This is a genomic window from Massilia putida, from assembly GCF_001941825.1.
Taxonomy (GTDB): Bacteria; Pseudomonadota; Gammaproteobacteria; order Burkholderiales; family Burkholderiaceae_D; genus Telluria; species Telluria putida.
In genome coordinates, this window is the sequence record NZ_CP019038.1 from 6,903,944 (window position 1) to 6,929,708 (window position 25,765).

General features: G+C 66.0%; 22 protein-coding genes. 6 read left to right on the forward strand and 16 right to left on the reverse strand.

The window, feature by feature from the left end:
• Positions 1–5 precede the first annotated feature (5 nt).
• From BVG12_RS32940 to BVG12_RS32950, 3 genes are all read right to left on the reverse strand, one after another.
• Positions 6–281, reverse strand: a complete 276-nt coding sequence (locus tag BVG12_RS32940; protein WP_075796094.1) for a hypothetical protein — start codon at positions 279–281, stop codon at positions 6–8.
• A 150-nt stretch (positions 282–431) separates the two neighbouring features.
• Positions 432–713 (reverse strand): hypothetical protein, encoded by a 282-nt coding sequence (locus tag BVG12_RS32945; protein WP_075796095.1) that lies wholly within the window; start codon positions 711–713, stop codon positions 432–434.
• Positions 714–970: 257 nt separating this feature from the next.
• Positions 971–3,343, reverse strand: a complete 2,373-nt coding sequence (locus BVG12_RS32950; RefSeq protein ID WP_075796096.1) for a penicillin-binding protein 1A — start codon at positions 3,341–3,343, stop codon at positions 971–973.
• A gap of 178 nt (positions 3,344–3,521) precedes the next feature.
• Between BVG12_RS32950 and BVG12_RS32955 the strand changes: the two genes are divergently transcribed.
• Positions 3,522–5,786 carry an OPT family oligopeptide transporter gene (locus BVG12_RS32955; protein WP_075796097.1) on the forward strand — a complete coding sequence of 755 codons (2,265 nt, stop codon included), beginning with the start codon at positions 3,522–3,524 and terminating at the stop codon, positions 5,784–5,786.
• A 97-nt stretch (positions 5,787–5,883) separates the two neighbouring features.
• Here BVG12_RS32955 and BVG12_RS32960 read toward each other — a convergent pair whose 3' ends face one another.
• Positions 5,884–6,795: a LysR substrate-binding domain-containing protein gene (locus BVG12_RS32960; protein WP_075796098.1), complete on the reverse strand. Its 912-nt coding sequence runs from the start codon at positions 6,793–6,795 to the stop codon at positions 5,884–5,886.
• A gap of 101 nt (positions 6,796–6,896) precedes the next feature.
• Here BVG12_RS32960 and BVG12_RS32965 point away from each other — a divergent pair, with 101 nt between their 5' ends.
• The gene (locus BVG12_RS32965; protein ID WP_075796099.1) at positions 6,897–7,826 is read left to right on the forward strand and encodes an NAD-dependent epimerase/dehydratase family protein; all 930 of its coding nucleotides are present in this window, start codon (positions 6,897–6,899) and stop codon (positions 7,824–7,826) included.
• 54 nt (positions 7,827–7,880) lie between these two features.
• On the opposite strand, the gene BVG12_RS32970 is transcribed toward BVG12_RS32965, so the two are convergent.
• Positions 7,881–9,383 carry a peptide MFS transporter gene (locus BVG12_RS32970; RefSeq protein ID WP_075796100.1) on the reverse strand — a complete coding sequence of 501 codons (1,503 nt, stop codon included), beginning with the start codon at positions 9,381–9,383 and terminating at the stop codon, positions 7,881–7,883.
• Positions 9,384–9,618: 235 nt separating this feature from the next.
• Here BVG12_RS32970 and ppnN point away from each other — a divergent pair, with 235 nt between their 5' ends.
• Positions 9,619–10,989, forward strand: coding sequence for a nucleotide 5'-monophosphate nucleosidase PpnN (gene ppnN, locus BVG12_RS32975; RefSeq protein ID WP_075796101.1), 1,371 nt, complete (start codon positions 9,619–9,621; stop codon positions 10,987–10,989).
• Between the two features lie 99 nt (positions 10,990–11,088).
• Here the strand turns inward: ppnN and lysS are convergent, their stop codons facing one another.
• The 3 genes from lysS to prfB all read right to left on the reverse strand — a co-directional run bounded on the left by lysS (position 11,089) and on the right by prfB (position 14,447).
• Positions 11,089–12,639: a lysine--tRNA ligase gene (gene lysS, locus BVG12_RS32980; protein WP_075796102.1), complete on the reverse strand. Its 1,551-nt coding sequence runs from the start codon at positions 12,637–12,639 to the stop codon at positions 11,089–11,091.
• A gap of 23 nt (positions 12,640–12,662) precedes the next feature.
• Complete coding sequence (locus BVG12_RS32985) at positions 12,663–13,322, reverse strand: HAD family hydrolase (protein ID WP_075796103.1); 660 nt, start codon at positions 13,320–13,322, stop codon at positions 12,663–12,665.
• A gap of 20 nt (positions 13,323–13,342) precedes the next feature.
• Positions 13,343–14,447, reverse strand: a protein-coding gene (gene prfB, locus BVG12_RS32990; RefSeq protein WP_156895806.1) for a peptide chain release factor 2 whose coding sequence is annotated in 2 segments (ribosomal slippage) — positions 13,343–14,365 and positions 14,367–14,447 — 1,104 coding nt in all. Because the reading frame shifts where the segments join, the coding sequence is not laid out codon by codon here.
• A gap of 110 nt (positions 14,448–14,557) precedes the next feature.
• Between prfB and BVG12_RS32995 the strand changes: the two genes are divergently transcribed.
• Positions 14,558–16,558, forward strand: coding sequence for a bifunctional 2',3'-cyclic-nucleotide 2'-phosphodiesterase/3'-nucleotidase (locus BVG12_RS32995; protein ID WP_075796105.1), 2,001 nt, complete (start codon positions 14,558–14,560; stop codon positions 16,556–16,558).
• Between the two features lie 7 nt (positions 16,559–16,565).
• Here the strand turns inward: BVG12_RS32995 and BVG12_RS33000 are convergent, their stop codons facing one another.
• The 4 genes from BVG12_RS33000 to BVG12_RS33015 all read right to left on the reverse strand — a co-directional run bounded on the left by BVG12_RS33000 (position 16,566) and on the right by BVG12_RS33015 (position 18,865).
• The gene (locus tag BVG12_RS33000) at positions 16,566–17,309 is read right to left on the reverse strand and encodes a GAF domain-containing protein (RefSeq protein WP_075796106.1); all 744 of its coding nucleotides are present in this window, start codon (positions 17,307–17,309) and stop codon (positions 16,566–16,568) included.
• Positions 17,310–17,405: 96 nt separating this feature from the next.
• Positions 17,406–17,726 (reverse strand): DUF2288 domain-containing protein, encoded by a 321-nt coding sequence (locus tag BVG12_RS33005; protein ID WP_075796107.1) that lies wholly within the window; start codon positions 17,724–17,726, stop codon positions 17,406–17,408.
• Between the two features lie 17 nt (positions 17,727–17,743).
• A complete protein-coding gene (locus BVG12_RS33010; protein ID WP_075796108.1) occupies positions 17,744–18,427 on the reverse strand; it encodes an RES family NAD+ phosphorylase in 684 nt (227 codons plus the stop codon).
• On the reverse strand, positions 18,428–18,865 hold the full coding sequence (locus tag BVG12_RS33015; protein WP_075796109.1) for an MbcA/ParS/Xre antitoxin family protein: 438 nt from the start codon (positions 18,863–18,865) through the stop codon (positions 18,428–18,430). It lies immediately after the preceding gene.
• 175 nt (positions 18,866–19,040) lie between these two features.
• Between BVG12_RS33015 and BVG12_RS33020 the strand changes: the two genes are divergently transcribed.
• Positions 19,041–19,460, forward strand: a complete 420-nt coding sequence (locus BVG12_RS33020; protein ID WP_229503779.1) for a YybH family protein — start codon at positions 19,041–19,043, stop codon at positions 19,458–19,460.
• 3 nt (positions 19,461–19,463) lie between these two features.
• On the opposite strand, the gene recJ is transcribed toward BVG12_RS33020, so the two are convergent.
• From recJ to BVG12_RS33040, 4 genes are read right to left on the reverse strand one after another with little or no spacing between them, the layout of a single operon-like run.
• Positions 19,464–21,113: a single-stranded-DNA-specific exonuclease RecJ gene (recJ, locus tag BVG12_RS33025; protein WP_075796711.1), complete on the reverse strand. Its 1,650-nt coding sequence runs from the start codon at positions 21,111–21,113 to the stop codon at positions 19,464–19,466.
• Between the two features lie 44 nt (positions 21,114–21,157).
• Positions 21,158–22,222, reverse strand: coding sequence for a hypothetical protein (locus BVG12_RS33030; protein WP_075796111.1), 1,065 nt, complete (start codon positions 22,220–22,222; stop codon positions 21,158–21,160).
• A gap of 28 nt (positions 22,223–22,250) precedes the next feature.
• Positions 22,251–23,102 (reverse strand): ferritin-like domain-containing protein, encoded by an 852-nt coding sequence (locus BVG12_RS33035; RefSeq protein ID WP_075796112.1) that lies wholly within the window; start codon positions 23,100–23,102, stop codon positions 22,251–22,253.
• Between the two features lie 18 nt (positions 23,103–23,120).
• Positions 23,121–24,341, reverse strand: coding sequence for a hypothetical protein (locus tag BVG12_RS33040; RefSeq protein WP_075796113.1), 1,221 nt, complete (start codon positions 24,339–24,341; stop codon positions 23,121–23,123).
• 158 nt (positions 24,342–24,499) lie between these two features.
• Here BVG12_RS33040 and BVG12_RS33045 point away from each other — a divergent pair, with 158 nt between their 5' ends.
• Positions 24,500–25,765, forward strand: a complete 1,266-nt coding sequence (locus BVG12_RS33045) for a lipoprotein-releasing ABC transporter permease subunit (RefSeq protein WP_075796114.1) — start codon at positions 24,500–24,502, stop codon at positions 25,763–25,765.

The window sequence follows — 25,765 nt, forward strand, 5'->3', positions numbered from 1 at the left end:
CGGGTTCAGCGCACGCCGGTGCCCGACGTGTTGGAGCTCGACGTGCCGGTGCCCGTCGTGCCCGAGGTGCCGGTGCCGGACGACGTGCCCGACGAACCGGAGGTGGCGGTCCCCGCCGGCATCGCGCCCACGGCGCCCGCGCCCTGGGCGCCTTCGTTGGTGCTGCCGCTGGACGTCGCGCCGGACGCCGAGCTGCCGCTGCTGTTGCTGCCGGTGGAGCTGCATGCCGCCAGGCCCAGGGCCAGCAGGCCGCCGAGCAGGATACCTCGATACGTTTTCATGTCGCACTCCCGTGATGGATGAACGCGGACATCATGCGGTGCGGCGGGGCCGTTCAGAATAGGATGGCTACGTGACGCCCTGTAGGATTGGGCGCACAGTCTGAAAGCCGGTCGTCCGGCCGCGGACGGGCCGGACTGTGAGGCGGACGGTCAGCGGCCGTTGTTGCCCCGGGCCGTGGTGCCCTGAGTGTTGATGCCCTGGCCGGTGGCGTCCGAGTTGCCGCTGCCGCCGGCGGAGGTCGTGGGCGGGAGCGAGTTCGCGGTACCCGTCGCTGTCGCGTTGGTGGCCGAGTCGCCCGTGCCCGCGCTGCTGGACGTGGCGCCAGCCGACGAGCTGCCGCTCGCGTCGCTGCTGGTGGTGGCGGTCGAGCTGCATGCGGCCAGGCTCATGGCCATCAGGCCGCCGATCAGAAGGGCTTGGTACTTTTTCATCATTGACTCCTGTTGTAAAAGTGTCGCCATCATGGGGGCACGCATGCTCGTCCGAAATAGGATCAGCCCGTACCGACACGTAGGACTAGGCGCACGATCTGTTCGATCCGTGGCAATTCGATACACGCTCCGCCAATGAAAACGGGCCGCACGCGGCGGCCCTCCATGTCGTCCCCGCGAGGCGGGGAGCGAATCTCGCGTGCGTTGCGGCGGCGCTGAACTTGGGGGGGCGCCTCCGTGGGAACGACGGTGATCGGTCAGAACAGCGTGTTCGACGGCTGCTGTTGCTGGGTCCTCGGTTGCGTCTGTTGCGCCGGCGGCGGCTCCGTGCCGTCGGCCGGCTGTACGGCGTTCGCATCCGGAGCCTGGTCGAGGTCGATGCCGCTCAACGTCGGCGTCTCGGCGAATTCGGCATACACCCAATCGTCGTTCTCGCGCACGACGCCCTCCGGCTGCGCACGCTCTTCCTGCTGCGGTTTCTTCGCGAGCGCCACGCGCATGTAGTCGATCCAGATCGGCAGCGCGACGGTGGCGCCGAATTCGCGGCCGCCCAGCGATTTCGGATCGTCGTAGCCCATCCACGCGACGGCGACGACATTGCCGCCATAGCCCGAGAACCAGCCGTCCATCGCATCGCTTGTCGTACCCGTCTTGCCCGCGATGTCGGTACGGCCGAGAGCCTTCGTCGCTTCAGCGCCGGTGCCGTAGCGGGTCACGTCGCGCAGCATGCTGTCGGTGATGAAGGCGTTGCGCGGGTCGAGCACGCGCTGCTCGTCCGTGTGCTCGGGCGCGGCCTTGGTCTGCTGGATGATCTTGCCGTCGGCATCCTCGATGCGGGCGATCAGGTAAGGCTGCACGCGATAGCCGCCGTTGGCGAAGACGGCGTACGCACCGGCCATCTGCAGCGGCGTCGCGGCGCCCGTCCCCAGCGCCAGCGTATAGTTCGACGGCTGGCGCGACAGGTCGAAGCCGAACTTGCCGATGAATTCATGCGCATACGGCACCGTGATCGCGCGCAGCAGGCGCACCGACGGCACGTTCTTCGATTCGGCCAGCGCGCGGCGCAGCGTGATCGGGCCGTCCCACTTGCCGTCGTCGTTCTGCGGCGACCAGGTCTTGCCCGCGTCCTCGCCCGGCATGTCGAGCGGCGCGTCGAGGATGCGCGTGCCCGGCGAATACCCCTTGTCGATCGCGGCCGAATAGATGAACGGCTTCATGCCGGACCCGGGCTGGCGCCACGCCTGCGTCACGTGGTTGAACTTCTGGAAGTTGTAATCGAAGCCGCCGACCATCGCGTGGTAGGCGCCCGTGTCCGCGTCGATGGCGACGAAGGCCGCCGCCACCTGCGGCACCTGCGTGACGCTCCAGTGGTCCTTCGCATCTTTCGCCACGCGGATGATGGCGCCCGGCGTCAGGCGCATGCCTTCCTTGGCGCTGGACGACAGGCCGGCCTGGGCGAATTTCAGACCGGCGCCCGTGAGGTCGACCATATCGCCGTCGACCGTCTCGACGCGCACCGTTTTCGACGTCGCCGACAGCACGACGGCCGGGATCAGGCCGTCGCTGACGGGACGCTTGCCCAGCGTCTCGCTGATGGCGTCCTCGCGTTCCGTCGGGTCGGCCGGCAGTTCCATGCGGTCTTCCGGCCCGCGCCAGCCGTGGCGCTGGTCGTAGGTCAGCACGTTGCGGCGCACGGACGCGTACGCGGCGTCCTGCTCGGGCTTCAGGATCGTCGTGTAGACCTTGATGCCCTTCGTGTACGCGTCTTCCTTGAACTGGCTGTACACGGCCTGGCGCGCGAGTTCGGCGACGTATTCCGCGTGCGTGCCGAAATCCTGCACGCCGCGCTGGTTCACGCGCAGCGGTTCCGCGAGTGCCTTCTGGTATTGCTCTTCCGTGATGTAGTTCAGCGCGCGCATGCGGCCCAGCACCGCGTGCTGGCGCTCGCGCGCCCGCTTCGGATTCGCGACCGGATTGTGGCGTGCCGGATTCTGCGGCAGGCCTGCGAGCATCGCCATTTCGGCGACCGAGAGCTGGTCGAGCGTCTTGTTGAAGTAGATGTGCGCGGCGCTCGAGAAACCGTATGCACGCTGGCCCAGGTAGATCTGGTTCATGTACAGCTCGAGGATCTCGTCCTTCGACAGCGCGGTCTCGATCTTGTACGCGAGCGCGATCTCGTTGATCTTGCGCGTCAGGCGCTTTTCGCGCGACAGGAAGAAGTTGCGGGCGACCTGCATCGTGATCGTCGACGCGCCGCCGGACCCGAAGCCGCCGCGCAGGTTCGACCCGACCGCACCCATCGCGCGCTTCCAGTCGATGGCGCCGTGCTCGTAGAAGCGGGCGTCCTCGATCGCGAGCAGCGATTTCTTCATCAGGTCGGGGATCTTGTTGATCGGAACGAAATCGCGGTGCTCTTCGCCGAACTCGCCGATGAGGACGTTGTCTGCCGTATAGACACGCAGCGGAATCTTGGGCCGGTAGTCGGTGACGGCATCGAGCGCGGGCACATTGGGCAGCACACGGAACACGACGTACCCGGCGACGCCGGCGATGAGCAGGACGATGACGGCGGCCGCGATGGCCAGGAGCGGAAGCAGGAAGCCGCGCTGGCGGCTGGGGATAGTTGCCAAAACTGAACTCTCTTGATGCGGGTCCTGGAACCCGTTTGTGACCGTAAACACGGGCGATGTGGGAAATTATAATCCGCTTTTCTTAACCCACGGCATGTGCGATAGTCACGCTTGCAAGGTCCGTCCGGCGATCCCGGCAGTCCCGTTCCACAATACCATCGCCTGAAGGAAACCCCTCATGCCCTACGATCCCCATCCGCCCGTCGTCAAACCATATATCCCGGCTTCGGCGCGGTTACCGGAGCTGACCTGGCGCGCGCTGATCATGGGCACCGTGCTCGGCATGATCTTCGGCGCCTCCTCGCTATACCTGGTGCTCAAGGTGGGCCTGACGGTCAGCGCCTCGATTCCCGTCGCCGTCATCGCGATCACGCTGTTCGGCCTCGCGAAAAAGGTCGGCGGGCGCGAGTCGACGATCCTCGAGAACAGCATCACGCAGACGGCCGGCTCGGCCGGCGAATCGATCGCGTTCGGCCTTGGCGTCACCATGCCCGCGATCATGATCCTCGGCTTCGACCTGGAGATCTCGCGCGTGATGCTCGTGGGCGTGCTGGGCGGCCTGCTGGGCATCCTCATGATGATCCCGATGCGCCGCACGATGATCGTCGACCAGCACCGCGAACTGAAATACCCGGAAGGCACGGCGTGCGCCGAAGTGCTGAAAGCCGCGGCGACGGAAACATCGCGCGAGGCCGCGGGCGAAGTGCGCGACGCGGACTCCGACGAAGCGCGGGAAGCCCGCCAGCGCGCCTTCATCATCTTCGGCGGCTTCGGCCTGGGCCTGCTGTACAAGGTCCTCAACATCTCGCTGAAGCTGTGGAAGGACACGGTCAACTTCGTCTTCGATGCGCCGCTGAAGGCGGGTTCGGCCGGCGCCGAGATCTCGCCGGAGCTGCTGGGCGTCGGCTACATCATCGGCCCGCGCATCGCGATGATCATGGCGGGCGGCGGCGTGCTGTCCTACCTGCTCCTGATTCCGATGATCAAATTTTTCGGCGACGCGCTGACGGTGCCGGTGGCGCCGGGCACGATGCTGATCCGCGACATGAGCCCGGACGACGTGCGCAGCGCCTACGTGCTGTACATCGGCGCCGGCGCGGTGGCGGCGGGCGGCCTGATTTCCCTCGCGCGCTCGCTGCCCACGATCTGGAACGGCCTGAAGGGTGGCCTGGCCGGTATCGGGAAAAATGCCGGCAAGGGCACTGCCGTGGATAGCTCGCTGCGCACCGAACAGGACATCCCGCTGAAGTGGGTCGTGATCGGCTGCCTGGGCATCATTGCCGTGATCACGTTCTCGACGCCGCTGCACATGAATCTGCTGGGGGCGCTGCTGATCCTCGTGTTCGGCTTCCTCTTTTCGACCGTGTCCTCGCGCCTGACGGGCGAGGTCGGTTCGTCGTCGAACCCGATCTCCGGCATGGCCGTGGCGACGCTGCTGTTCACCTGTCTGATCTTCCTCGTGATGGGCTGGACGGGCGGCCGCTATTACGTGACGGCGTTGTCGGTCGGCGCCATCGTCTGCATCGCCGCCAGCAATGCGGGCACGACGTCGCAGGATCTGAAGACGGGCTTCCTCGTCGGCTCCACGCCGAAGCTGCAGCAGTACGCGATCCTCGCCGGCGCGTTCGCGTCCGCGCTGATCCTGGGCCCGATCCTGTTGAAGCTGAACGACGCGGGCACCGTGTACGTGCCGGCCGCCCAGGTGGCGCCGCACGTGACGACGGACGCCTCGACGCTGACCGATACCATGGCGTTGCAGGGCCCGCAGGCGGCAACCGACCACGCCACATACAAAGTCTGGCAGAAGAAGGACACGGTCGGCGGCCCCGCCGGCAAATACCTCGTGCGCGCGGACGGTTCGCTCGCCTACCTCGTCGACCCGGGCATCAACGGCCAGTTCCACACGCGGCCGGACGGCTCCGAGGTCAAGAAATACGATGCGCCCAAGGCCGTGCTGATGTCGTACATCATCAAGGGCATTCTCGACCACCAGCTGCCGTGGACCCTCGTGCTGTTCGGCGTGATGGTGGCCGTCGTGCTGGAGATGTCCGGCGTCGCGTCGCTCGCGTTCACGGTGGGCGTGTATCTGCCGCTCGTGTCGACGCTGCCGATCGCGGTCGGCGGCATCATCCGCTGGCTGGTCGACCGCCGCAACAACACGCTGCCGCAGTACAAGGGGCTGTCCGAGGACGAGCTGCAGGCCGCGGGCGACCGCAGCTCGGGCACGTTGCTGGCCTCCGGCTATATCGCGGGCGGCGCGCTGGCGGGTATCATCATCGCCATCACGGCGGGCGTCATGACGGATTTCGACAATGCCATGAACAAGTGGGCCGAGGGCATGAACCCGTTCTTCGCGGGCGCCAGTTCGGACTTGTTGTCGTTGCTGCCGTATGCGGCGATCTGCGTGCTGCTGTACATGGTCGGCCGCGAGAAAGCCCGGTAGGGTGGACGGCTGGCCGTCCACGCGTTCAAGCGGCTCGCGACATAGTGCGCGGCGATTCCGAGGTCGCTCGAACGCGTGGACGGGAAACCCGTCCACCCTACGTGCCGAGCGTTCGGCTCATTGACTCCATTTCGTTGACGATCCACTCGCGGAAATGCTTGACCTTCGTCATCGTCTCCTTGTGCGGATTGACGAGGAGCCGGTAGCCGTAGCCGAACGGCGCGCTGCGGCACGCGAGCTGGAGCAGCGTGCCGGCGCGGATGTCCTCGAACGCGATCCCGTACGGCACGAGGCCGATGCCCTGGCCGGCCACGGCCGCCTGCGCCAGCACGCCCCAGTGGCTGTACGTACGCGAAAAGTCGTAATCTCCCTTCAGCGCGCGGTTCTCGTTCAGCAGCTGCAGCCAGGCTTCCGGGGTGCGCTCGCACAGCAGCGGAAAGCGGGTCAGGTCCGACAGCTGCAGCGCGTCCTGGCCGTCGGCCAGCAGGTCCGGGCTGTACACGGGCACGAGGCGCTCGCGGAAGAGCAGGGCGGGATCGCCATCCTTCACGGGGCCGTAGCGGATCGCCACGTCGACGGCGTCGTCCTCGATGTCGACCGGCGTGTCGTTCGAATCGATGCGTAGGTCCAGTTCCGGATGCAGCTTGGTGAAGCGCGACATGCGCGGCACCAGCCACTTGATCGCGAACGAGTGCGTCGTCGAGATGCGCAGAACGGCCTCGTCGCTGCCGCGCTGCAGGGCCGCCACCTTGGCGCCCAGGTCGGCCAGCATGCGCGCCACCGCGATCGCCAGTTCCTGCCCCTTGGCGGTCAGCGCGATGTGCCGCGGATGCCGCACGAACAGCGCAAAGCCGACGGCTTCTTCCAGCTGCTTGACCTGCAGGCTGACGGCGGCCGGGGTCTTGTGCAGCTCGCGCGCGGCCAGCTTGAAGCTGCCCCAGCGCGCCGCGCACTCGAAATCGATCAGGCCGGAGAGGCTGCGCAGCGGCCTCACCGCCCACTCCAGCATAAGTTTTTCTTACTCATAACATTTATTTTTCTAGTTTGAACAATTGCGGTTCTGGTTACAGAATATAGCGGATTGACCTCGACGTGCCTAAGGAAAACTTCATGACCAAGAATATCCTGGTGATCGGCGGTACCCGTTACATCGGCAAGCTGCTGGTGCAGCGCCTGCTGCGCGCCGGCCATCGCGTGACCATCGCGACCCGCGGCTACGCGCCGGACCCGTTCGGCGACCGGATCGCGCGGGTGCGCGTCGACCGCCGCAACGAGACCGCGATGCGTAACGCGTTCGCCCGTCTCGGGCCGTTCGACATCGTCTACGACCAGATGTGCTACAACCCGCTCGACGCCGCCATCGCCGTGCGCACGTTCGCCGGCAAGGTGGGGCGCTACGTGATGGCGTCGACGATCGACGCCTACCGCATGCTCGGTTTCGGCCATGCCGACCCGATGCGCGAGAGCGACCTGGCCGTTCCCGCGCAGCCGATCGACACGGGTTATCCGTGGCACGACCCGTGCCGCGCCACCGAGTGCTATGTCGCGGGCAAGGTGCAGGCGGAGGCCTATCTCGTGCGCGATGGATCGTTGCCGCTCGTCGTGCCGCGCCTGGCGCACGTGCTGGGCGGACCGGAGGATTTCACGGGGCGGCTGGCTCATTACGTGGAGCTGGCGCGCATGAACGGGGTGCTGGAATACTCGAACCCGGACGCGGTGCTGTCCTTCATGCCGCTGCAGGGCGCGGCCGATTTCCTCGTCTGGGTCGGGATGCAGGATTTCACGGGGCCGGTCAACGCGGCGTGCGACGGCGCGCTGTCGGCGAAAGGCCTGTACGAGCGGGTCGGCGCCGTGCTCGATACGAAGGTAGCAATGCGCCAGCGCGTGCCGCCGGCGGAGATGGGGCGCCTGTCGCCGTTCGACGTGCCGGGCGCGATGGTGCTCGACACGTCGCGCGCGCAGGCGCTCGGCTACCGGTTCGGCCATTGCGACGACTGGATCGACGATACGATCCAATTGCACGACCTGGCCTTCGTATGACCGTCAACGACAACGGCGGCCCGCAGGCCGCCGTCATGGTCGAAGCGCAACCGGTTATTTTACGCCGTGCATCAGTTTCTGGATCAGCGGCGCGATCAGGAACAGCAGCACGCCGGCGCCGATCAGGGCCCAGAAGCCGAACGTGTAGCCGGACAGCGCCGATTCCACGGTCATGCCTTTTTCACCCGACACGATGGAGGCGAAGATGCCCGACAGGTTGTTGCCGATGCCGGTCGACAGGAACCAGCCGCCCATGCCCAGGCCCACGAGGCGGGTGGGGGCCAGCTTGGTCACCATCGACAGGCCGATCGGCGACAGGCACAGTTCACCGACGGACTGGATCACGTACACCATGAACAGCGTCCAGAACGGGATCTTGCTGTCCGGGCCGACGAGGTGCTGCAGCGCGAACATCAGCAGCAGGAACGCGAGGCCGTTGAAGATCAGGCCCAGGCCGAACTTGCGCGGGATCGACGGATTCCGGCGGCCCATCGCGACCCACACCGAGGCGACGACCGGTGCGCACACGATGATGGCCAGCGTGTTCACGGACTGGAACCAGCCGGTCGGGAAGACCCAGCCGCCGAAGTCGCGGCGCACGATGTACTCGGCCAGGAAGGTGAACGAGCTGCCCGCCTGTTCGAAGAAGCACCAGAACATCACGTTGAAGAAGAAGATGACGAGCATGGCGATCGTCTTGTCGCGCACGACAGCGCCGCCGCGGATGCCTTCCACCATCAGCATGATCGCGAGGATGATGAAGAGGACCGACAGCACGCCTTGCAGCTTTTCCGCGCCGAGCTTCAGCAGGAAGTACACGACCGGGATCACGAGGAGCGAACCGATGACGACGCCGACGACGCGCATCGGATTGGCCAGCGGGCCGGTGGCGGCGCCGATGCCCTTCAGCATGCGGCGGCCGATCTGGAACCAGATCAGCGACAGGATCATGCCCACGCCGGCCGCGAAGAACACGACCTTGTACGCCGGCACGCCGGTTTGGCCCGCCATGCTTTGCGCCAGCAGGCCGGTCACGATCGGGGCGAGGAAACCGCCGCCGTTGATGCCCATGTAGAAAATGGTGAAGCCGGAGTCGCGGCGCTGGTCGGCGATGCCGTACAGCTGGCCGACCATGGCCGAGATGTTCGGCTTGAACATGCCGTTGCCGACGATGATCGTCGCGAGGCCCATCTTGAAGATGTCGGGATTCGGGATCGTGATCGCGAACAGGCCGAGCACCATGAACGAGGCGCCGACGAGGATGGATCGCTGGTAGCCGATCACGCGGTCGGCGATGTAGCCGCCGAACACGGCGCCGGCATAGACCAGGGCGAGGTAGGAACCATAGGTCAGGTTGGCGTCGGCCTGGCCCACGCCGCTGCCGCCGTAGAACTGGGCGACGATGTAGAGCACGAGGGCCCAACGGATGCCGTAGAAAGCGAACCGTTCCCAGAACTCCGTCATGAACAGCATCCACAGCGGCGCCGGGTGTCCCATGATCTGTTTGAATTCCGGTACCGCTCTCGGTTCCGCGGTAGTAGTAGCTGCACCGCTCATGCGGTTCCTCCCCTAATCTTTATAAGAATGATTGCGTTTTCGGGGCAGGTCCGCCCTGGGTAAGGATGGCTGCCCAGCGTCGCATTTTAGTGGAAATCGTGCATATGGGGCCAGCTTTTTACAACTCATCCATATGCCGATTCGGCATAAACGAAATGGAGGGCACAAACTGGTGTGACTTGTCGTATATTGGAGCAAAAGTCACACCGATTCACAGAAGAGAAAAGGAACCAACATGAATTACGACGTTGTCGATACGCTGATTTCACCGGAAGGACGGCTGGAAGTCCTGTCGAAGGCCGAGGTGTCCAAGCTCCTCGATACGAGTCAGGGCGGTCTGTACCAGATCTTCCGCAAATGCGCGCTGGCGGTGCTCAACTCCGGCAGTTCGATCGACGACGGCAAGGAACTGCTCGAGCGTTACAAGGATTTCGACATCAAGATCATCCAGCGCGAACGCGGCATCAAGCTCGATATCCGCGGCGCGCCCGCCCACGCCTTCGTCGACGGCAAGATGATCAAGGGTATCCACGAGCACCTGTTCTCGGTCCTGCGCGATATCGTCTACGTGAATTTCGAGGTGACGGACAATCCGCGCTTCGACCTCACGCGCCCGGAAGGCATCACGGACGCCGTCTTCCACATCCTGCGCAACGCCAACGTGATCCAGCCGCAGCGCAATCCGAACCTCGTCGTGTGCTGGGGCGGCCACTCTATCAACCGCGTCGAGTACAACTACTCCAAGCATGTGGGGTACCAGCTGGGCCTGCGCGAACTCGATATCTGCACGGGCTGCGGTCCGGGCGCGATGAAGGGCCCGATGAAGGGCGCCGCCATCGGCCACGCGAAGCAGCGCCTGCAGGGCGGCCGCTATCTCGGCATCTCGGAGCCGGGCATCATCGCGGCCGAGTCGCCGAATCCGATCGTCAACGACCTCGTGATCATGCCGGATATCGAGAAGCGCCTGGAAGCCTTCGTGCGCACGGGGCACGGCATCGTCGTGTTCCCGGGCGGCGCCGGAACGGCGGAAGAGATCCTGTACATCCTCGGCATCCTGCTCCACCCGGACAACGCGGAGCAGCCGTTCCCGCTCGTGTTCACGGGCCCGGCGACGGCGCGCGAATACTTCGAGCAGATCGACCATTTCATCGGCCTGACCCTGGGCGAGTCGGCGCAGCGCCGCTACAAGATCATCATCGACGACCCGGACGCCGTGGCGCGCGAGATGCAGACCGGGATCCGCCAGGTGCGCGAATTCCGCAAGTCGCGCAGCGATGCGTACTACTTCAACTGGGGCTTGCGGATCGACCCGGAATTCCAGAAGCCGTTCCGTCCGACGCACGAGAACATGCGCAACCTGTCGCTGCACAAGAACCAGGAAACGCACCTGCTGGCGGCGAACCTGCGCCGCGCGTTTTCGGGTGTCGTCGCGGGCAACGTGAAGGAAGAGGGCATCCGCGCGATCGAGCAGTTCGGCAAATTCGAGATCCACGGCGAGAACGAGATCATGGCGCCGATGGATGCGCTGCTGCAGTCGTTCGTGGAGCAGAGCCGCATGAAGTTGCCGGGTAAGGAGTACGTTCCCTGCTATCGGGTGGTTCGGTAAGAAAGCACCGTCGTCATTTCCGGCAATGCCGGGAATGACGGCGGCAATAAAAAGGCGCGGACGATTTCTCGTCCGCGCCTTTTTTGTGATGCGTGACGCTTAATCTTCCTTGCGCAGATGCGGGAACAGCAGCACGTCGCGGATGTTCGGCGAGTCGGTGATGATCATCATGAGACGGTCGATACCGATGCCGCAGCCGCCGGTCGGAGGCATGCCGTATTCCAGCGCGCGGATGTAGTCGGCGTCGTAGTACATCGCCTCCTCGTCACCCGCCTGCTTCGCCTCGACCTGAGCCAGGAAGCGCGCGGACTGGTCTTCCGGATCGTTCAGCTCCGAGAAGCCGTTGGCGATCTCGCGGCCCACCATGAACAGTTCGAAGCGTTCGGTAATGCCTTCGCGCGTGTCCGACGCGCGCGCCAGCGGCGACACTTCGACCGGGTAGTCGATGATGAACGTCGGTTCCCACAGCTGCGCTTCCGCCGTCTCTTCGAACAGCGACAGCTGCAGCGCGCCGAGGCCCGAGATGACGTGCGGCTTGACGCCGAACTTCGCCAGCTCCGCCTTCAGGAAATCCATATCGTGCAGCTGCGCGTCCGTGTAGTGCGGCGCGAACTTGTTGATGGCCTGGACGATCGTCAGGCGGTGGAACGGTTTCGAGAGGTCCAGCGCGCGGCCGCCGTAGGTCAGTTCCGCGGTGCCGTGCGCGTCGACGGCGGCCTGGCGGATCACGGCTTCCGTGAAATCCATCAGCCACTTGTAGTCGGTCCACGCGGCGTAGAACTCCATCATCGTGAATTCCGGGTTGTGGCGGATCGACACGCCCTCGTTGCGGAAGTTGCGATTGATCTCGAACACGCGGTCGAAGCCGCCGACCACGAGGCGCTTCAGGTACAGCTCCGGCGCGATACGCAGGAACATCTGCATGTCCAGCGCGTTGTGGTGCGTGATGAACGGTTTCGCCGCGGCGCCGCCCGGGATCGGGTGCAGCATCGGCGTCTCGACTTCCATGAAGCCGTGGTCCTGCATGAAGCGGCGGATCGACGCGATGGCGGCCGTGCGCGCCTTGAACGTGCGGCGCGTTTCCTCGTTCATGATCAGGTCGACGTAGCGCTGGCGGTACTTCGTTTCCTGGTCGGCGAGGCCGTGGAATTTGTCCGGCAGTGGACGCAGGGCCTTCGTGATCAGGCGCAAGGTCGTGACCTTCACGGTCAGCTCGTCGGTCTTGGTCTTGAACAGCGTGCCCTCGACGCCCAGGATGTCGCCCAGGTCGTAGTGGCGGAACGCTTCCATCGCCTCTTCACCCGTGTTGTCGAGGGTGACGTAGATCTGGATGCGGCCGTCGGCGCGCGGGCCCGACGCGTCCTGCAGGGTGGCGAAAGCCGCTTTCTTGCCCGCTTCGCGCTTGAGCATCATGCGGCCGGCCAGCACGACCTGCTGCGGCTCCGCTTCCAGCTGCTCGCGGGTCCAGCCGCCGAACTGCTCCGTGAGGTCCGCCGCCTTGTGCTGCGGGACGAAGTCGTTCGGGAAGGCGATGCCTTTTTCGCGGATCGCGGCCAGCTTCACGCGGCGCTCGGCGATGATCTTGTTGTCTTCGGCCGCGAGGCTGGTCGGCTCGCTGCCTGCTTGCTGTTCTTGGTTTTCGGTGCTCATATCAGGTATCGGTCTGGTAGGAATTACGGGGTGCCGAGCAGGTCGCCGACGTTCAGGTCGTCGTAGTGGGCGGCGATGCGCACGACGTTGTCGAATTCGCGGAAGGCGTCGGCAGGCAAGGTCGTCGTGATGACGACGGTGCGCATGCCGGCGCGGCGCGCGGCCTCGACGCCCATCGGCGCGTCTTCGAACACGATGCAGTCTCGAGGCGGAATGCCGAGCTTTTCGGCCGCTTTCAAAAAGACGTCCGGATGCGGCTTGCCGCGCGCGACGTCGGCCGCGCCGACGACGGCGTCGAAGTGGCGGCGCAGATCCAGTTCGTCGAGCGTGAAGACGATGTTCGCGGGCGGGGCGGACGTCGCCACCGCCAGCTTCACGCCTTGCGCGCGCGCGGTCGTGACGAAGGCCTCGAAGCCCTGGATCGCGCTGCGGTGCGGACCGTACATCTCACGGTACAGGACGTCCTTTTCCTGCGCCAGCACGGCGATCTCGTCTTCCGGGATGTCGGCGCCAAGGCGTTCGCGCAGGATCTCGCGGCCCTGCGCGCCCGCCGTCTCGCGGAAGAACGCATCCGGGTCGTACGTCTTGCCGCGGCGGGCGAAGAACGCCAGCCACGAATCCGTATGGAACGCCATGTTGTCGACGATCGTGCCGTCCATGTCGAAGATAAAGGCGGGCTTCATGATCGGTTCTTGGTGCGGGATTACACGCCCTGCTTGAGCGAGGCGGAGATGAAGTCGTCGAGGTCGCCGTCCAGCACGTTCTTCGTGTTGCCGGTCTCGAAGCCGGTGCGCAAGTCCTTGATGCGCGACTGGTCGAGGACGTACGAACGGATCTGGTGGCCCCAGCCCACGTCCGTCTTCGAATCTTCCAGCTTCTGCTGCTCGGCCATGCGCTTGCGCAGTTCCAGCTCGAACAGCTTGGCGCGCAGCATGTCGAACGCCTCGGCCTTGTTGCGGTGCTGCGAGCGGTCGTTCTGGCACTGCACGACGATGCCCGACGGCGCGTGCGTCAGGCGCACCGCGGAGTCGGTCTTGTTGATGTGCTGACCGCCGGCGCCGGACGCGCGGTACGTGTCGATGCGGACGTCGGCCGGGTTGATTTCGATCTCGATCGATTCGTCGACTTCCGGATACACGAAGATCGACGAGAACGACGTGTGGCGGCCGTTGGCCGAGTCGAACGGCGATTTGCGCACGAGGCGGTGCACGCCGGTTTCGGTGCGCAGGTGGCCGTAGGCGTATTCGCCCTCGACCTTGATGGTGGCCGTCTTGATGCCGGCGACCTCGCCCTCGGACACTTCCATCACCTCGGCCTTGAAGCCCTTGCGCTCGCAATAGCGCAGGTATTGGCGCATCAGCATCGACGCCCAGTCCTGGGCTTCGGTGCCGCCGGCGCCGGCCTGGATGTCGATGAAGCAGTTGGCGTGGTCCATCGGGTTGCTGAACATGCGGCGGAATTCCATCTGCTCGATCACCTTCGTGATCTCGGCAGCATCGGCTTCCACGGCTTCGAGGGTCGCGTCGTCGCCTTCCTCGCGTGCCATCTCGAACAGGTCGGACGCGTCCGTCAGGTCGGTGCGGGCCTTTTCCAGGGTCAGCACGACGCCTTCCAGCGCCTTCTTCTCGCGGCCCATGTCCTGGGCGCGTTTCTGGTCATTCCAGATCGCGGGATCCTCGAGTTCCTGGTTGACCTGTTCTAACTTCTCCGCTTTGCGGTCGAAGTCAAAGATACCTCCGAAGTTCGGCTTCACGGCTGGTCAGGTCGTTCAGCAGGGCGGAGAGGGCATTGATGCGTTCAGCTTCCATGGTCTTTGGCAAATTTATTGGTTGAATCGAACCCTCGATTATACCCGAACGGGCGGCGCTCCCGTGCCTGCCTTGCCGTGCGACACGGCGCTGCCTTATGATTCCCGTCCATGACGCTTCGCCTTTCCCATCTTTTTCCGCTGATTCCACTCGCCGCGCCCGCGTTGGCCGCGCCGGTTCCGGCCGGCACCCACGCCACGCTCGCGATCCTGGAGACGACGGATCTCCACGCCAACGTCGTCGGCTACGATTATTTCAAGCTGGCCGCCGACCCGTCGCTGGGGCTCGACCGCACGGCCGTGTTGATCGCCCAGGCGCGGCGCGAATTCCCGAACACTTTGCTTTTCGATAATGGCGACACGCTCCAGGGCACGGCGCTGGGCGATTACCAGGCCGTCGTCGCGCCCGTGAAATGCGGCGAGCTGCCGGCGATCTACAAAGCGATGAAACGTCTGGGCTACGACGGCGCCAGCGTCGGCAACCACGATTTCAACTACGGCCTGGGCTTCCTCGGCCAAGTGACGGGCACCCGCTTCGACGTGCCCGGCGTCGAGCGCCGGGCAAAACCCTGCGCGGGCCCCGGCTTCCCGATCGTGCTGGCCAACGTCTACAGCACCAAAACGCACGCGCCGCTGTTCGCGCCTTACCGCATCATCGACAAGCGCGTGCGGGCCGAGGACGCGGCCGGGCGCCCGGTCGAGGCGGTCATCAAGGTCGGCATCATCGGCTTCACGACGCCGACGATCATGTCGTGGGACAAGCGCTCGCTGGAAGGGCGCGTCTACACGGAAGGCCTCGTGGAGACGGCGCGGCGCTACATCCCCGAGATGCGCAGGAAGGGCGCGGACCTGATCGTCGCGATCTCGCACGGCGGGCTGGACGCGAGCCCGTATGCGCCGACGATGGAAAACGGGAATTACCATCTCGCGCAGGTACCGGGCATCGATGCGCTGCTGCTGGGCCATGCCCACCTGCTGTTCCCGAACCCGAAGAGTACGGCCGCGCAGTTCAATCTGCCGCACGTAGACAAGGTGCGCGGCACGGTGTTCGGCGTGCCGGCCGTGATGGCCAACCTCTGGGGTCGGAACCTGGGCGTGATCCGCTTCGACCTGCGCCACGACGGCCGTGGCTGGAAGATCGCCGGCGACCGGACCGTGGTCGAGACGCGCGCCACCCAGCAGGCGGACAAGTCGTATGTCGCGTTTGACCCGGCCGTAATCGACCTCGTGCCCGCCGAGCACGAGGCGACGATCCGCTACGTGCAAACGCCGGTCGGCGCTACCGGGTTCCGCATGTCGACCTACTTCGCCGACGTGGGCGACCCGTCCGCGATCCAGGTCGTCAACGCGGCGCAGGCCGATTATGTGCGCGACTACGTCAAGGCGAACCTGCCGCAGTACAAGGACGTGCCCGTGCTGTCCGTGTCGGCCGCGTTCAAGGCGGGCGCGGCGGGCCCGGGCGATTATACGGACGTGGCGCCCGGCAGCCTCGCGCTGAACAACGCGGCCGATCTATATCTATACCCGAACGCGCTCACCGCCGTGAAGGTCGACGGGGCGGGCCTGACGGCGTGGCTGGAAAAGGCGGCGAACCGCTTCAACACGATCGATCCGGCGCGGACGGAACCGCAGGAACTCGTCAACACGGGCTTCCCCAGCTATAACTTCGACACGGTCACGTCGCCCGATCTGCGCTACGACATCGACGTGACGCGCCCGCCCGGCGCGCGCATCCGCAACCTGGAGTGGCAGGGGAAGCCGGTGGCAAGCGACCAGGTCTTCCTCGTCGCGACGAACAATTATCGGGCGAGCGGCGGCGGCAATTTTCCCGGCCTGGACGGCACCCGCACCGTGATCGCGGCGCCGGACACGAACCGTGACGTGCTGATCGCGTATATCCGCGCGCGCAAGCATCTCACGCGCACGGCTGACGGTGCCACGCGCAGCTGGCGTTTCGCGCCCGTGGCGACGGCCGGGTCGGTCGTGTTCCATGCGCCGCCCGGCAAGCTGGAGCTGGCGCGCGCGGCGGGGCTCGGCAATGTTTCGGAACTGCGGCCGGACGATGGCCAGGGCAAGGGCTGCGCGCTGTACGCGGTCGACCTGGCGAGATGAGGCGCGCTCAGGAGCGCGCGTTGCGGCCCGTGGCCTGGATCTCGCCGGAAGCGATCTCGGCCAGGTCGATGAGGCTTTGCACTTCGGACGCGCGCAGGCGGCGCGGTTCGCGGTCGATCACGCACAACGTGCCGAGCGGCTGGCCCGACTTGTCGCGCAGGGGCACGCCCGCATAGAAGCGGATGTGCGGTTCCTGCAGCACGAGGGGATTCATGCGGAAGCGCTCGTCTTCCATGGCGTCTTCGACGACGAACAATTCGTTTTTCAGAATCGCATGCGAGCAGAACGCCCAGTCGCGCGGGGTCTCGCGCGCGGCCATGCCGACTTTGGCCTTGAACCATTGGCGGGTCGACGTCAGCAGGGAGATGAGGGCGATCGGCGAGCCGGTCACCATCGACGCCAGACGTACGAGGCGGTCGAAGCGGGCTTCCTCATCTGTGTCGACAAGGCCGGTGGCGGCCAGCGCGGCCAGCCGCGAGCGCTCGTTAACGCCGATCGGGTAGCCGGGCTGCGGCGCCGGCTGGTATTCCTTGTCGGTGCTCGGGTTCGGGGTCGAGCGGGCGTGGTCGTCGCCATGCATCAGCCCTTGCACCAGGCTTAAGCGCGTACGGCGGTGCCCGCCCGGGGTTTTCCAGGAGTCGATCGCGCCGCTTTCCATCCAGATCTGCACGGTGCTCGTCGCCACGCCGAGCAGGCGCGCGACTTCGCTCGTGGTCAGGATCGGATCGTCTTCTTGTACGTTGCTTTGCATAAACTTCCTCACTTCTCGCCAGTATAGCGGATTCGGAGGGTTTTACATTTCTTAAAATCTAGTTGCCTTGAAGGGACGTGTTTCCAAACCAACAGTTCAGTGCACGGCGTGCTTCTCCGGCTGTACGAGCACGAACGGGCTGACGACGGACGCCCACAGGCGGGTGTCGGCCGCCTGCCAGGTGCTGGCCTGCACATCCGACACCTTGGCGACCTTGCCTTCGTTCATCCAGCGCGTGATGCTGTCCTTGTCGTCGTGGGCGATGCGCAAGGCGACCTCGACGAGGTCCAGTTCCTCGCTCACGTATACGACGGCCCCGTGGGCGAAATGGCGTTCCAGTTCGGACCAGTGCACGCGGGCGGTCTCGCTGTTGATCTTGTCGTGCAGTTCCTTGTCTTTGAGGGGATCGGTTTTCATGAGTTCGGCTCTGTGATTCAAAGGGCTTCGACGGCGGGAACCGGCGAACCCGCCCATGTTAACCGATATGCATGGCCCTTGCGGACATTGCCGACCAGTGCGGGACGAAAGCACGCGAGGTTCGTGCCTTCGGGCCGGCGTACGCTCGGGTAGATGACGCCCATCGAGCCGGCGTCCAGCAGGTCGGCCGCGAGCGCCTGCGAGGCGAGATAGCTGTCCGGCGCGAGGCAGTCGTGCCACGCGTCGGACCCGCGCAGGTCGTGGAAGGTGGCGCTGAAGTCGGCCAGTAGCGCCTGGTAATTCACGCTGTCGTCGAAGCGGTCGATCTCCTGGTATTCGACCGCCTTGTGGAAACTCACCTCGGCCAGCGCCGTTTCGACGTCGAACGCGCAATACCACGCGCCCCGCTCGCCGTCGTTGAAGCGGCTGCCTTCCGGCCGTGCGTAGGTGTAGGCCGCATTGATGATGCGGAAATTCGGCACGCCGAACACGAGTTCGTCCACACCGATGCCGGGCAGCAAGCCGGATTCGCCGCGCAGGCGGTCGTTGGTGGCGTTGTCGAGGTCGAACAGGTCGCGCAGCATGCCGTCGTCGTCGGCCAGCGGGGCCAGCACGGAGTCTTCGAGGTCGGCGAAGCGCGACGGGATCAGGCGGCAGGTGTCGAACTGCCGCAGCGCCGTCAGGCGGGGGACGAGTTTCACTCACAGCCCTCCGCGGCGGGCGTCGAGCAGCCGGCGCACGGTCTGCATCGCCAGCAGGCCGCCGCCCAGCATATACGCCAGCGGGGTGCGGCCATTGAAGATCGGATTCGTGTTCGGGAGGTGCACCCATTCGTCCGCGAGCTTGTCGCCGTACAGAATGTGCAGGGCCTTATAGATGCCCAGCAGGTAGGAGATGCGGGTGATGCGGTCGACTTCGAGCACCCGCGCGGGGTGTTTTTTCCATTCGTAGAACGACGAGGACGACAATCCGCCGAGCAGTTCACGCGCGTCCTCGTCGCGGATCTGCCAGGCGCCCGCCAGGCGGAAAAACCCTTTCAGGGCCGATTCCGACAGCCGCTCGCGCTCGGAGCGGGCGGACAGGTCGACGAGGACCGCCGGCTCGAACCGGCTCTTGGGGTAGGCGTAGGCGAAGTTCATGAGGATTCCTCCGGTTTTGGATTATATATACTCCGCTTCCGGACATCGCGCAAGCGTCTTGTGCAAACTGTATTGCCATGTCACAATGCAAAGCTTGTCAAACCGCTATCCTTGCAAACGACAAATAAAGGGGGGCGCGATGCGTCTGCTGTCGATCGGGGTTATGTGCATCAGCATGCTGATGCTGGCTATGGCGAGCGCTGCGCGGCCGTCGCACGACGAACTCAAGAAACAGGTGGCCGATACGGAACGCGCCTTCGCGGCCACGATGAAGGCGCGCGACCATGCCGCATTCACATCCTTCCTGGCCGACGAGGCCATCTTCTTTTCCGGCCCGACGCCGCTGCGCGGGCGCGACACGATCGCCAATGCCTGGCGCAAATACTACGAAGGCGAGCGCGCCCCGTTCTCGTGGGAGCCCGAGCAGGTGGAAGTGGTGGAGTCCGGCACGCTGGCCTACAGCGGCGGACCCGTCTACGACCCCAGCGGCAAGGTGGTCGGGCGCTTCAATTCGATCTGGCGGCTGGAAGCGCCGGGGCGGTGGAAGATCGTGTTCGACAAGGGCGAAGCGCCGCCCTGTCACTGCAAGCCCTGACGTTCACGCCGGCTCGGCGTGCTCCACCAGCAGTTGCACCTTGGTGACGCCGTTGTACTCGTTGGCGTCGAGCCGGAACGCGACGCGCGCTTTTTCGCCCAGCGCGTCCGTGTGCCCGAACCAGATGGCGTCGTAGCGGCGGCCGTTACGCTCCAGCAGCAGCTTGAGGTGCTTGTCCTTGAGGATGCGCTGGCTCACGACTCGGAATTCGTCGCAGAACACGGGCGGCGCGAAGCCCTGGCCCCACACCTGGCCGTCCAGCAGTTCGATGAATTGCGTGCTGTAGAAATCGTCTTCCAGCGGCCCGTCCGTCTCGACGATGCGTTCCAGCTGCGCTTGTGTCAGCCATGCGCGGCCGACGGCTTCGAAGGCCTGGGCGAACGTGTCGAAGTGGTCGGCGCGGATCGACAGGCCCGCCGCCATCGAGTGGCCGCCGAATTTGTCGATCAGGCCGGGGACTTTCTTCGACACGAGGTCCAGCGCATCGCGCAGGTGGAAGCCCGGGATCGAGCGCCCGGAACCCTTGATCCAGCCGTTGCCCGCCGGCGCGAACGTGATCGTCGGGCGGTAGAATTTTTCCTTCAGGCGCGACGCCACGATGCCGATGACGCCCTGGTGCCAGCCGTCGTCGAACACGGCGATGGTGCTGGCGTCCGCCGGGTTGAAATCGTCCAGGTGCAGCAGCGCCGTGCCCTGCATGTCGGCCTCGATCTCGCGCCGTTTGAGGTTGATGTCGTTGAGCTGATGGGCGATCTCCCAGGCGCGGCCCTCGTCGTCCGTGATCAGGCACTCGATTCCGAGCGACATGTCTTCCAGGCGGCCCGCCGCGTTCAGGCGCGGACCCAGCGCGAAGCCGAGGTCGAACGGCGACGCGCAGCGCGCTTCCCGGCCCGCCACGCGGAACAAGGCAGCGACGCCCGCGTGCATGCGGCCCGCGCGCATGCGTTTCAAACCCTGCGCGACGAGGATGCGGTTGTTGGTGTCGAGCTTGACGACGTCCGCGACGGTGCCCAGCGCGACGAGGTCGAGCAGGTTGTCGAGTTTCGGTTGCGTCTGCGCGTCGAACACGCCGCGCCGCCGCAGTTCCGCCCGCAGCGCGAGCAGCACGTAGAACACGACGCCCACGCCGGCCAGGTGCTTGCTCGGGAATCCGCATTCCGGCTGGTTCGGGTTCACGATCACGCGCGCGTCCGGCAGGCTGTCGCCCGGCAGGTGGTGGTCGGTGACGACGACGTCGATGCCGCGCGCCTTCGCGGCCGCCACGCCGTCGATGCTGGCGATGCCGTTATCGACCGTGATGATGATGTCCGGCGCCTTTTCGCGCGCCGTCAGTTCGACGATCTCGGGCGTCAGGCCGTAGCCGTATTCGAAGCGGTTCGGCACGATGTAGTCGACGCGCGCGCCCATCGCCCACAGGCCGCGCAGGGCGGTGGCGCAGGCGGTGGCGCCGTCGCAGTCGTAGTCGGCGACGATGGTCATCTTCTTGCCGGCCGCGATGGCGTCGGCGAGATAGGTGGCGGCCGCGTCGATCTGGCGCAGCGCGCCCGGCGGCACCAATGCCTGCAGCTCGCTGGCGAGTTCGCGCGGGTCGGTCAGGCCGCGCGACGCGTACACGCGCGCCAGCACGGGGTGGATGCCGCCCTGGCGCAGCATTTCGGATTGGCGTACGGGGCAGGGGCGGATGGTGATGCGGGTATTCAAAGCAGTCGTTCCAGGGTCGGACGGCGCCAGAATTTACGCTGCGCCATCGGGGTCGTTGTCGTTTCGAGGTGGCCGTCGCGGTGGCTCAGCACGAGCCGCACCGTCTTGACGCGGCCCGTGCCTAATGCGGCCAGCAGCGGCGCGAACAGCTCGGATTCCAGGCGCTGCATCTGCTGCAGCCAGCCGCTCCAGTCGGCCGCGATGCCGGGCGCGGCCACGTTGCCGCAGGCGAGCAGCCAGTCGCCGCCGTCATTCAGCAGTGTATCGAGTTGCGCGAGGTTGTCCAGGCGGCGTTCGGCCAGCGCGGTCAGCCAGCCCGGCGCCTCGAACGCGGCCACGCGCGGGCGCGGGCGGGCCTGGCCGGCCGCCTTCGCGACCAGTTCCTGGGCGTGTTCGGTGGCCTTGCTGGCGTTCCCCCACGGCCAGAAGGAATTGATCGGCAGCTGGCCGCGCGCCTCGCGCGCCGCGTTGGCCGGATCGGTGAACCACGTCACCTGCACGTCGTTCTGCAGCTTGCGGAAGGCGCGTGCCTGCGGGCCGGACGGCATCCAGTCCGTCAGGTTCATGTTCACGGCCGCGTCCGGGCTTGCCGTCGTCAGGTCGGTCCAGGCGTCGGCGCGCATGAACCAGGTGTCGTGCGTGCCCCACGCGAGCGCATAGCCCGCGTCCTCGAAGCAGGGGCGGGCGCTGTCGAACAGGGCGCGCGCCTCGGGTTCGCGCAGGTCGAGCTGGCGCGGGTCGCCCATCTGCAGATGCGTGCGCGCGATCTGGATGTGTGTCGGATTCACGACGAACCACATGCCGCCCTCCGGATCCAGCCCCAGGCCGCGCATGGCGCTGGCCGCGACGCCCGGCACGAGCCCGCGCGCGAGCCCGAGCGCCCGTGCGATCCACAGCTCGTGCGGCAGCACGCGCGCGTCGGCATCGAGCCGGCGGTAGTGGGCGTTTGATGTTCTTGATAACAGCGCGGACAGCGCCGGTGCCTGCAGGGCGCGGGTCAGGTCGGGCGCGAATTCTGGAACGGGGAGGGCGAACGGCAGGACGAGCGATATGTGGGCCATCCCGTTATTGTAGGCGAAAATGGTCTGTTCAGATATCCGTCCCCAGCATGCCGTCCGTGCCGGGAAGGGGTGTCGTGACGTCCGGCGTGGACGTGGGCGCCGTCGATGCGTCCGGCGGCAGCCCGGCCGATCCGCCCGGCGGCAGCATCCCGGACACGGGCGTGAGGCCGATCGCCTCGTGATACCACCCCTGCACGAGCGCCAGGTGCCGGTGCTCGTCCTCCAACGCCAGCGTGAAACCGGCAACGAGGTCGTCCTGGCCCGCCTCGCCGGCCAGCGCGATGAGGGTCTCCCAGCCGGCGCGGTCGGCCAGCTCGGCCGTGAGCAGCGCGTGCAGCGACTGCGCCAGGCTCGTGCGCGGATCGTACAGCACCTGCACGATGCCCTGCGATTCGACGCCCGTGACGTCCGCGCTGGGCGTCTGCGCCGTCGGGTCGCCGCCCAGCGATTCGATCGCCTCCTTGAGCAGCAGGAAGTGGCGGGCTTCGTCGCGGCGGATGTCGGCCACGTGGTCGCGCGTCATGCCCGCCGGGCCGCCCTCGATGACGTCGCATTTCGCCAGCAGCGCGTCGTACAGCCGGGTGCCGGTCCGTTCGAACGACAGGCGTTCCCCCAGCTTGTCGAGCAGGATCTGCGGACGGTCGCCCTTGAGCATGTGCAGGCCCAGGCTGACCGCGCCCGCCACCGAGCCCGGGATCGGGAGCGAGCCGATGGCGTCGGCGTCGAGGATATAGGCTTCGCGCGCATCCAGCAGCGCGCGCTCGTCGCCGGGGGCGCCGCGCATGGGCACGTTCTCGCTGCCCTGCATGGCGGCCGTGTCGATGGGTGACATCTGTACCCCGGTCCGGTTCATGCCCATGTGTTCGCTCTGGTGTGCCATATGACCTCCGCTTGCCGCTCAGGGCATGACGACGCCGCCCTCGTTGGCGGGCCGGGTCGCGATGAGGGCCGTCGTGCCGGCCGCGCCATGGCTGACCAGCTCCGTGCCCGGCGTCCAGACGTAGCCCGCCGCCACCGCCTCGCTGGGCGAGCCGTCGGCGTTCAGCTGGCGGCGAACATCGATGCTGGCCTGGTCTTCGTGCGCTTTGGGCACGATCTGCGTGCCGAGTGCGCGCAGTTCGACTTCGGTCGCGAGGACCTTGCGTACGTACTCGCGCTGGCTGCGTAATTCGATCGGCCGGGGAAAGTCGCCCACGATCTCGGCCGGATCGCGCCGTTCGTAGCGCCGGAACGCCTCGGCGGCCATGTGGAAATGGCCCAGTTCGTAGTCGAGGCAGCGCTCCCAGACCGCCTTGACCTGGTGGTTCGTCTCCGTCTCGACGCAACTGTAATAGGTGTAGCACTCGTTCGCCTCGTGCAGCAGCCACTGCTCGACCCAGGTCTCCGTCGGGTCCAGCAGCGATTCGTACTGCGTCACATGCTGTTCCTCCACCGAGGCGATCTCGGCATACAACTGGCGGGCGACCGGGTCGGCGAACGTCGGCCCCACGTTCATGTAATAGGCGTGCGTCTGGGCCTCGGCCGCCGTGATCGTCAGCGCATGCAGCTTGCTGAGCATCGCGGCCATGCTGCGGTCGTACGGGATGCGCAGGTCGTCGCGCGGGGCGCGGTGGTGTTCGAGCGTGGGACGGCCGGGCAGGATGTCCGTATAGCTCTGCAGGATATTGTTCGCGTCCTTGCCCTCCACGCGGTCGAGCAGCGCGGCGTAACGGTACAGGTGGTCGAAGTCTTCCAGCAGGCCGAAGCGGTAGACCTGCGACAGGTAGTTGTCGGGCTCGGCCTTCGCGACGCTGGCCGTCAGCTCGATGGCCAGCTGTTCGTAGGCGATCGTCGTCTCGAGCGGCGAATGGTCGGACGACAGCAGCCAGCCGACCAGCGTGGCCTGATGCTGTTCGACCCGGCGCACGTCGGCCAGCGGCTGGCGCAGCGCCATATTGCAGCGCGCCGCCATGTGCGAGAAGCGCAGCGCCTCCTGCTCGATGCCGCTCATGAGGATGACGCGCATGCGGGTGAAGGCGTCGTCGTCCAGCTTGCTGATCGGCTTGCGCACCATGTCGCGCCACGTCATGTGCTGCCGGTCGAGCGGCGTGCCCTTGGAATCGAAGACGGAAAATGGCATGTCGGCCTCCTGTCTGCGTTCGATGGGCGCGCGCGCGCGGAGTTCCGGACATTTTCAGTGTGTGCGAGATAGAAAAAGTACTTCCAATTGTGACAACGCCCCACACGGATGAGCGTTGTGTGGCAAACTGCGGGACCAATGCATTTACCCTGGAGCCCATGAGCCTCATCCACAAACTGCCGTACGAATGGCTGGTCGGCCTGCGCTACACGCGCGCCGGCAAGCGCAGCAGCCGCAACAGCTTCATTTCCTTCATCTCGCTGATCTCGGTGTCCGGCATCGCCCTCGGCGTGGCCGCGCTGATCGTCGTGCTGTCGGTGATGAACGGGTTCCAGAAAAAGGTGACGGACCGCATGCTGTCCGTGCTCGCCCACATCGAAGTGTTCGACGCGGCCGGCTCGATGCCGAACTGGCGCCAGGCCGAGCAGGAAGCGTTCCGCAACCCGGCCGTGCGCGGCGCGGCGCCGTTCGTCGAGACCCAGGGCCTGCTCGTGCGCGAAGATACGATGAAGCCGGCCGTCATCCGCGGCATCCTGCCGTCTGAAGAGCACAAGGTCTCGGACGTCGCCAAGCAGATCCGCCAGGGCAGCATGGACAGCCTGCGCCCGGGCCAGTTCAACATCGTGCTCGGCTACGTGCTGGCGCGCTCGCTCGGCGTGGGCGTCGGCGACAAGGTCAACATGCTGCTGGCGCAGGGCCAGACGACGCCGGCCGGCATGGTGCCGCGCTCGCGCGTGTTCACGGTGAGCGGCATCTTCGAGGCCGGCCATTTCGAATTCGATTCCGCGCTGGCCTTCATCAACATCGAGGACGCCGAACGCATGGAACGCCTGGATGCGCCGAACGGCCTGCGCCTGCGCATCGCCGACATGCACCAGGCCCCGATCGTGGCCGAGGAACTGAAGCGCACGATGTCGGGCGACCTGATCATGCGCGACTGGTCCAAGCTGAACGCCAACTGGTTCGCCGCCGTGCAGACCGAGAAGCGCATGATGTTCATCATCCTCACGCTGATCATCGCCGTGGCCGCGTTCAACCTCGTCTCCACCCTTGTCATGACGGTGACGGAGAAGCAGCCGGACATCGCCATCCTGCGCACGCTGGGCGCGTCGCCGCGCTCGATCACCAAGATCTTCATGATCCAGGGCGCCCTCGTCGGCCTCATGGGCACGGCCGCCGGCGTGGCGCTGGGCGTGCTGGTGGCGCTGAACATCGACGTCATCGTCCCGTTCATCGAGCACCTGCTGGGCGTCCAATTCCTGTCCAAGGATATTTATCTGATCAGCGAAGTCCCGTCCGACCTGCGCTGGCCGGACGTCTTCAAGATCGGCGGCGTCTCGGTGCTGCTGGCCTTCGTCGCGACCATCTACCCGAGCTGGTCGGCCTCGCGCGTGAAGCCGGCGGAGGCCTTGCGTTATGAATGA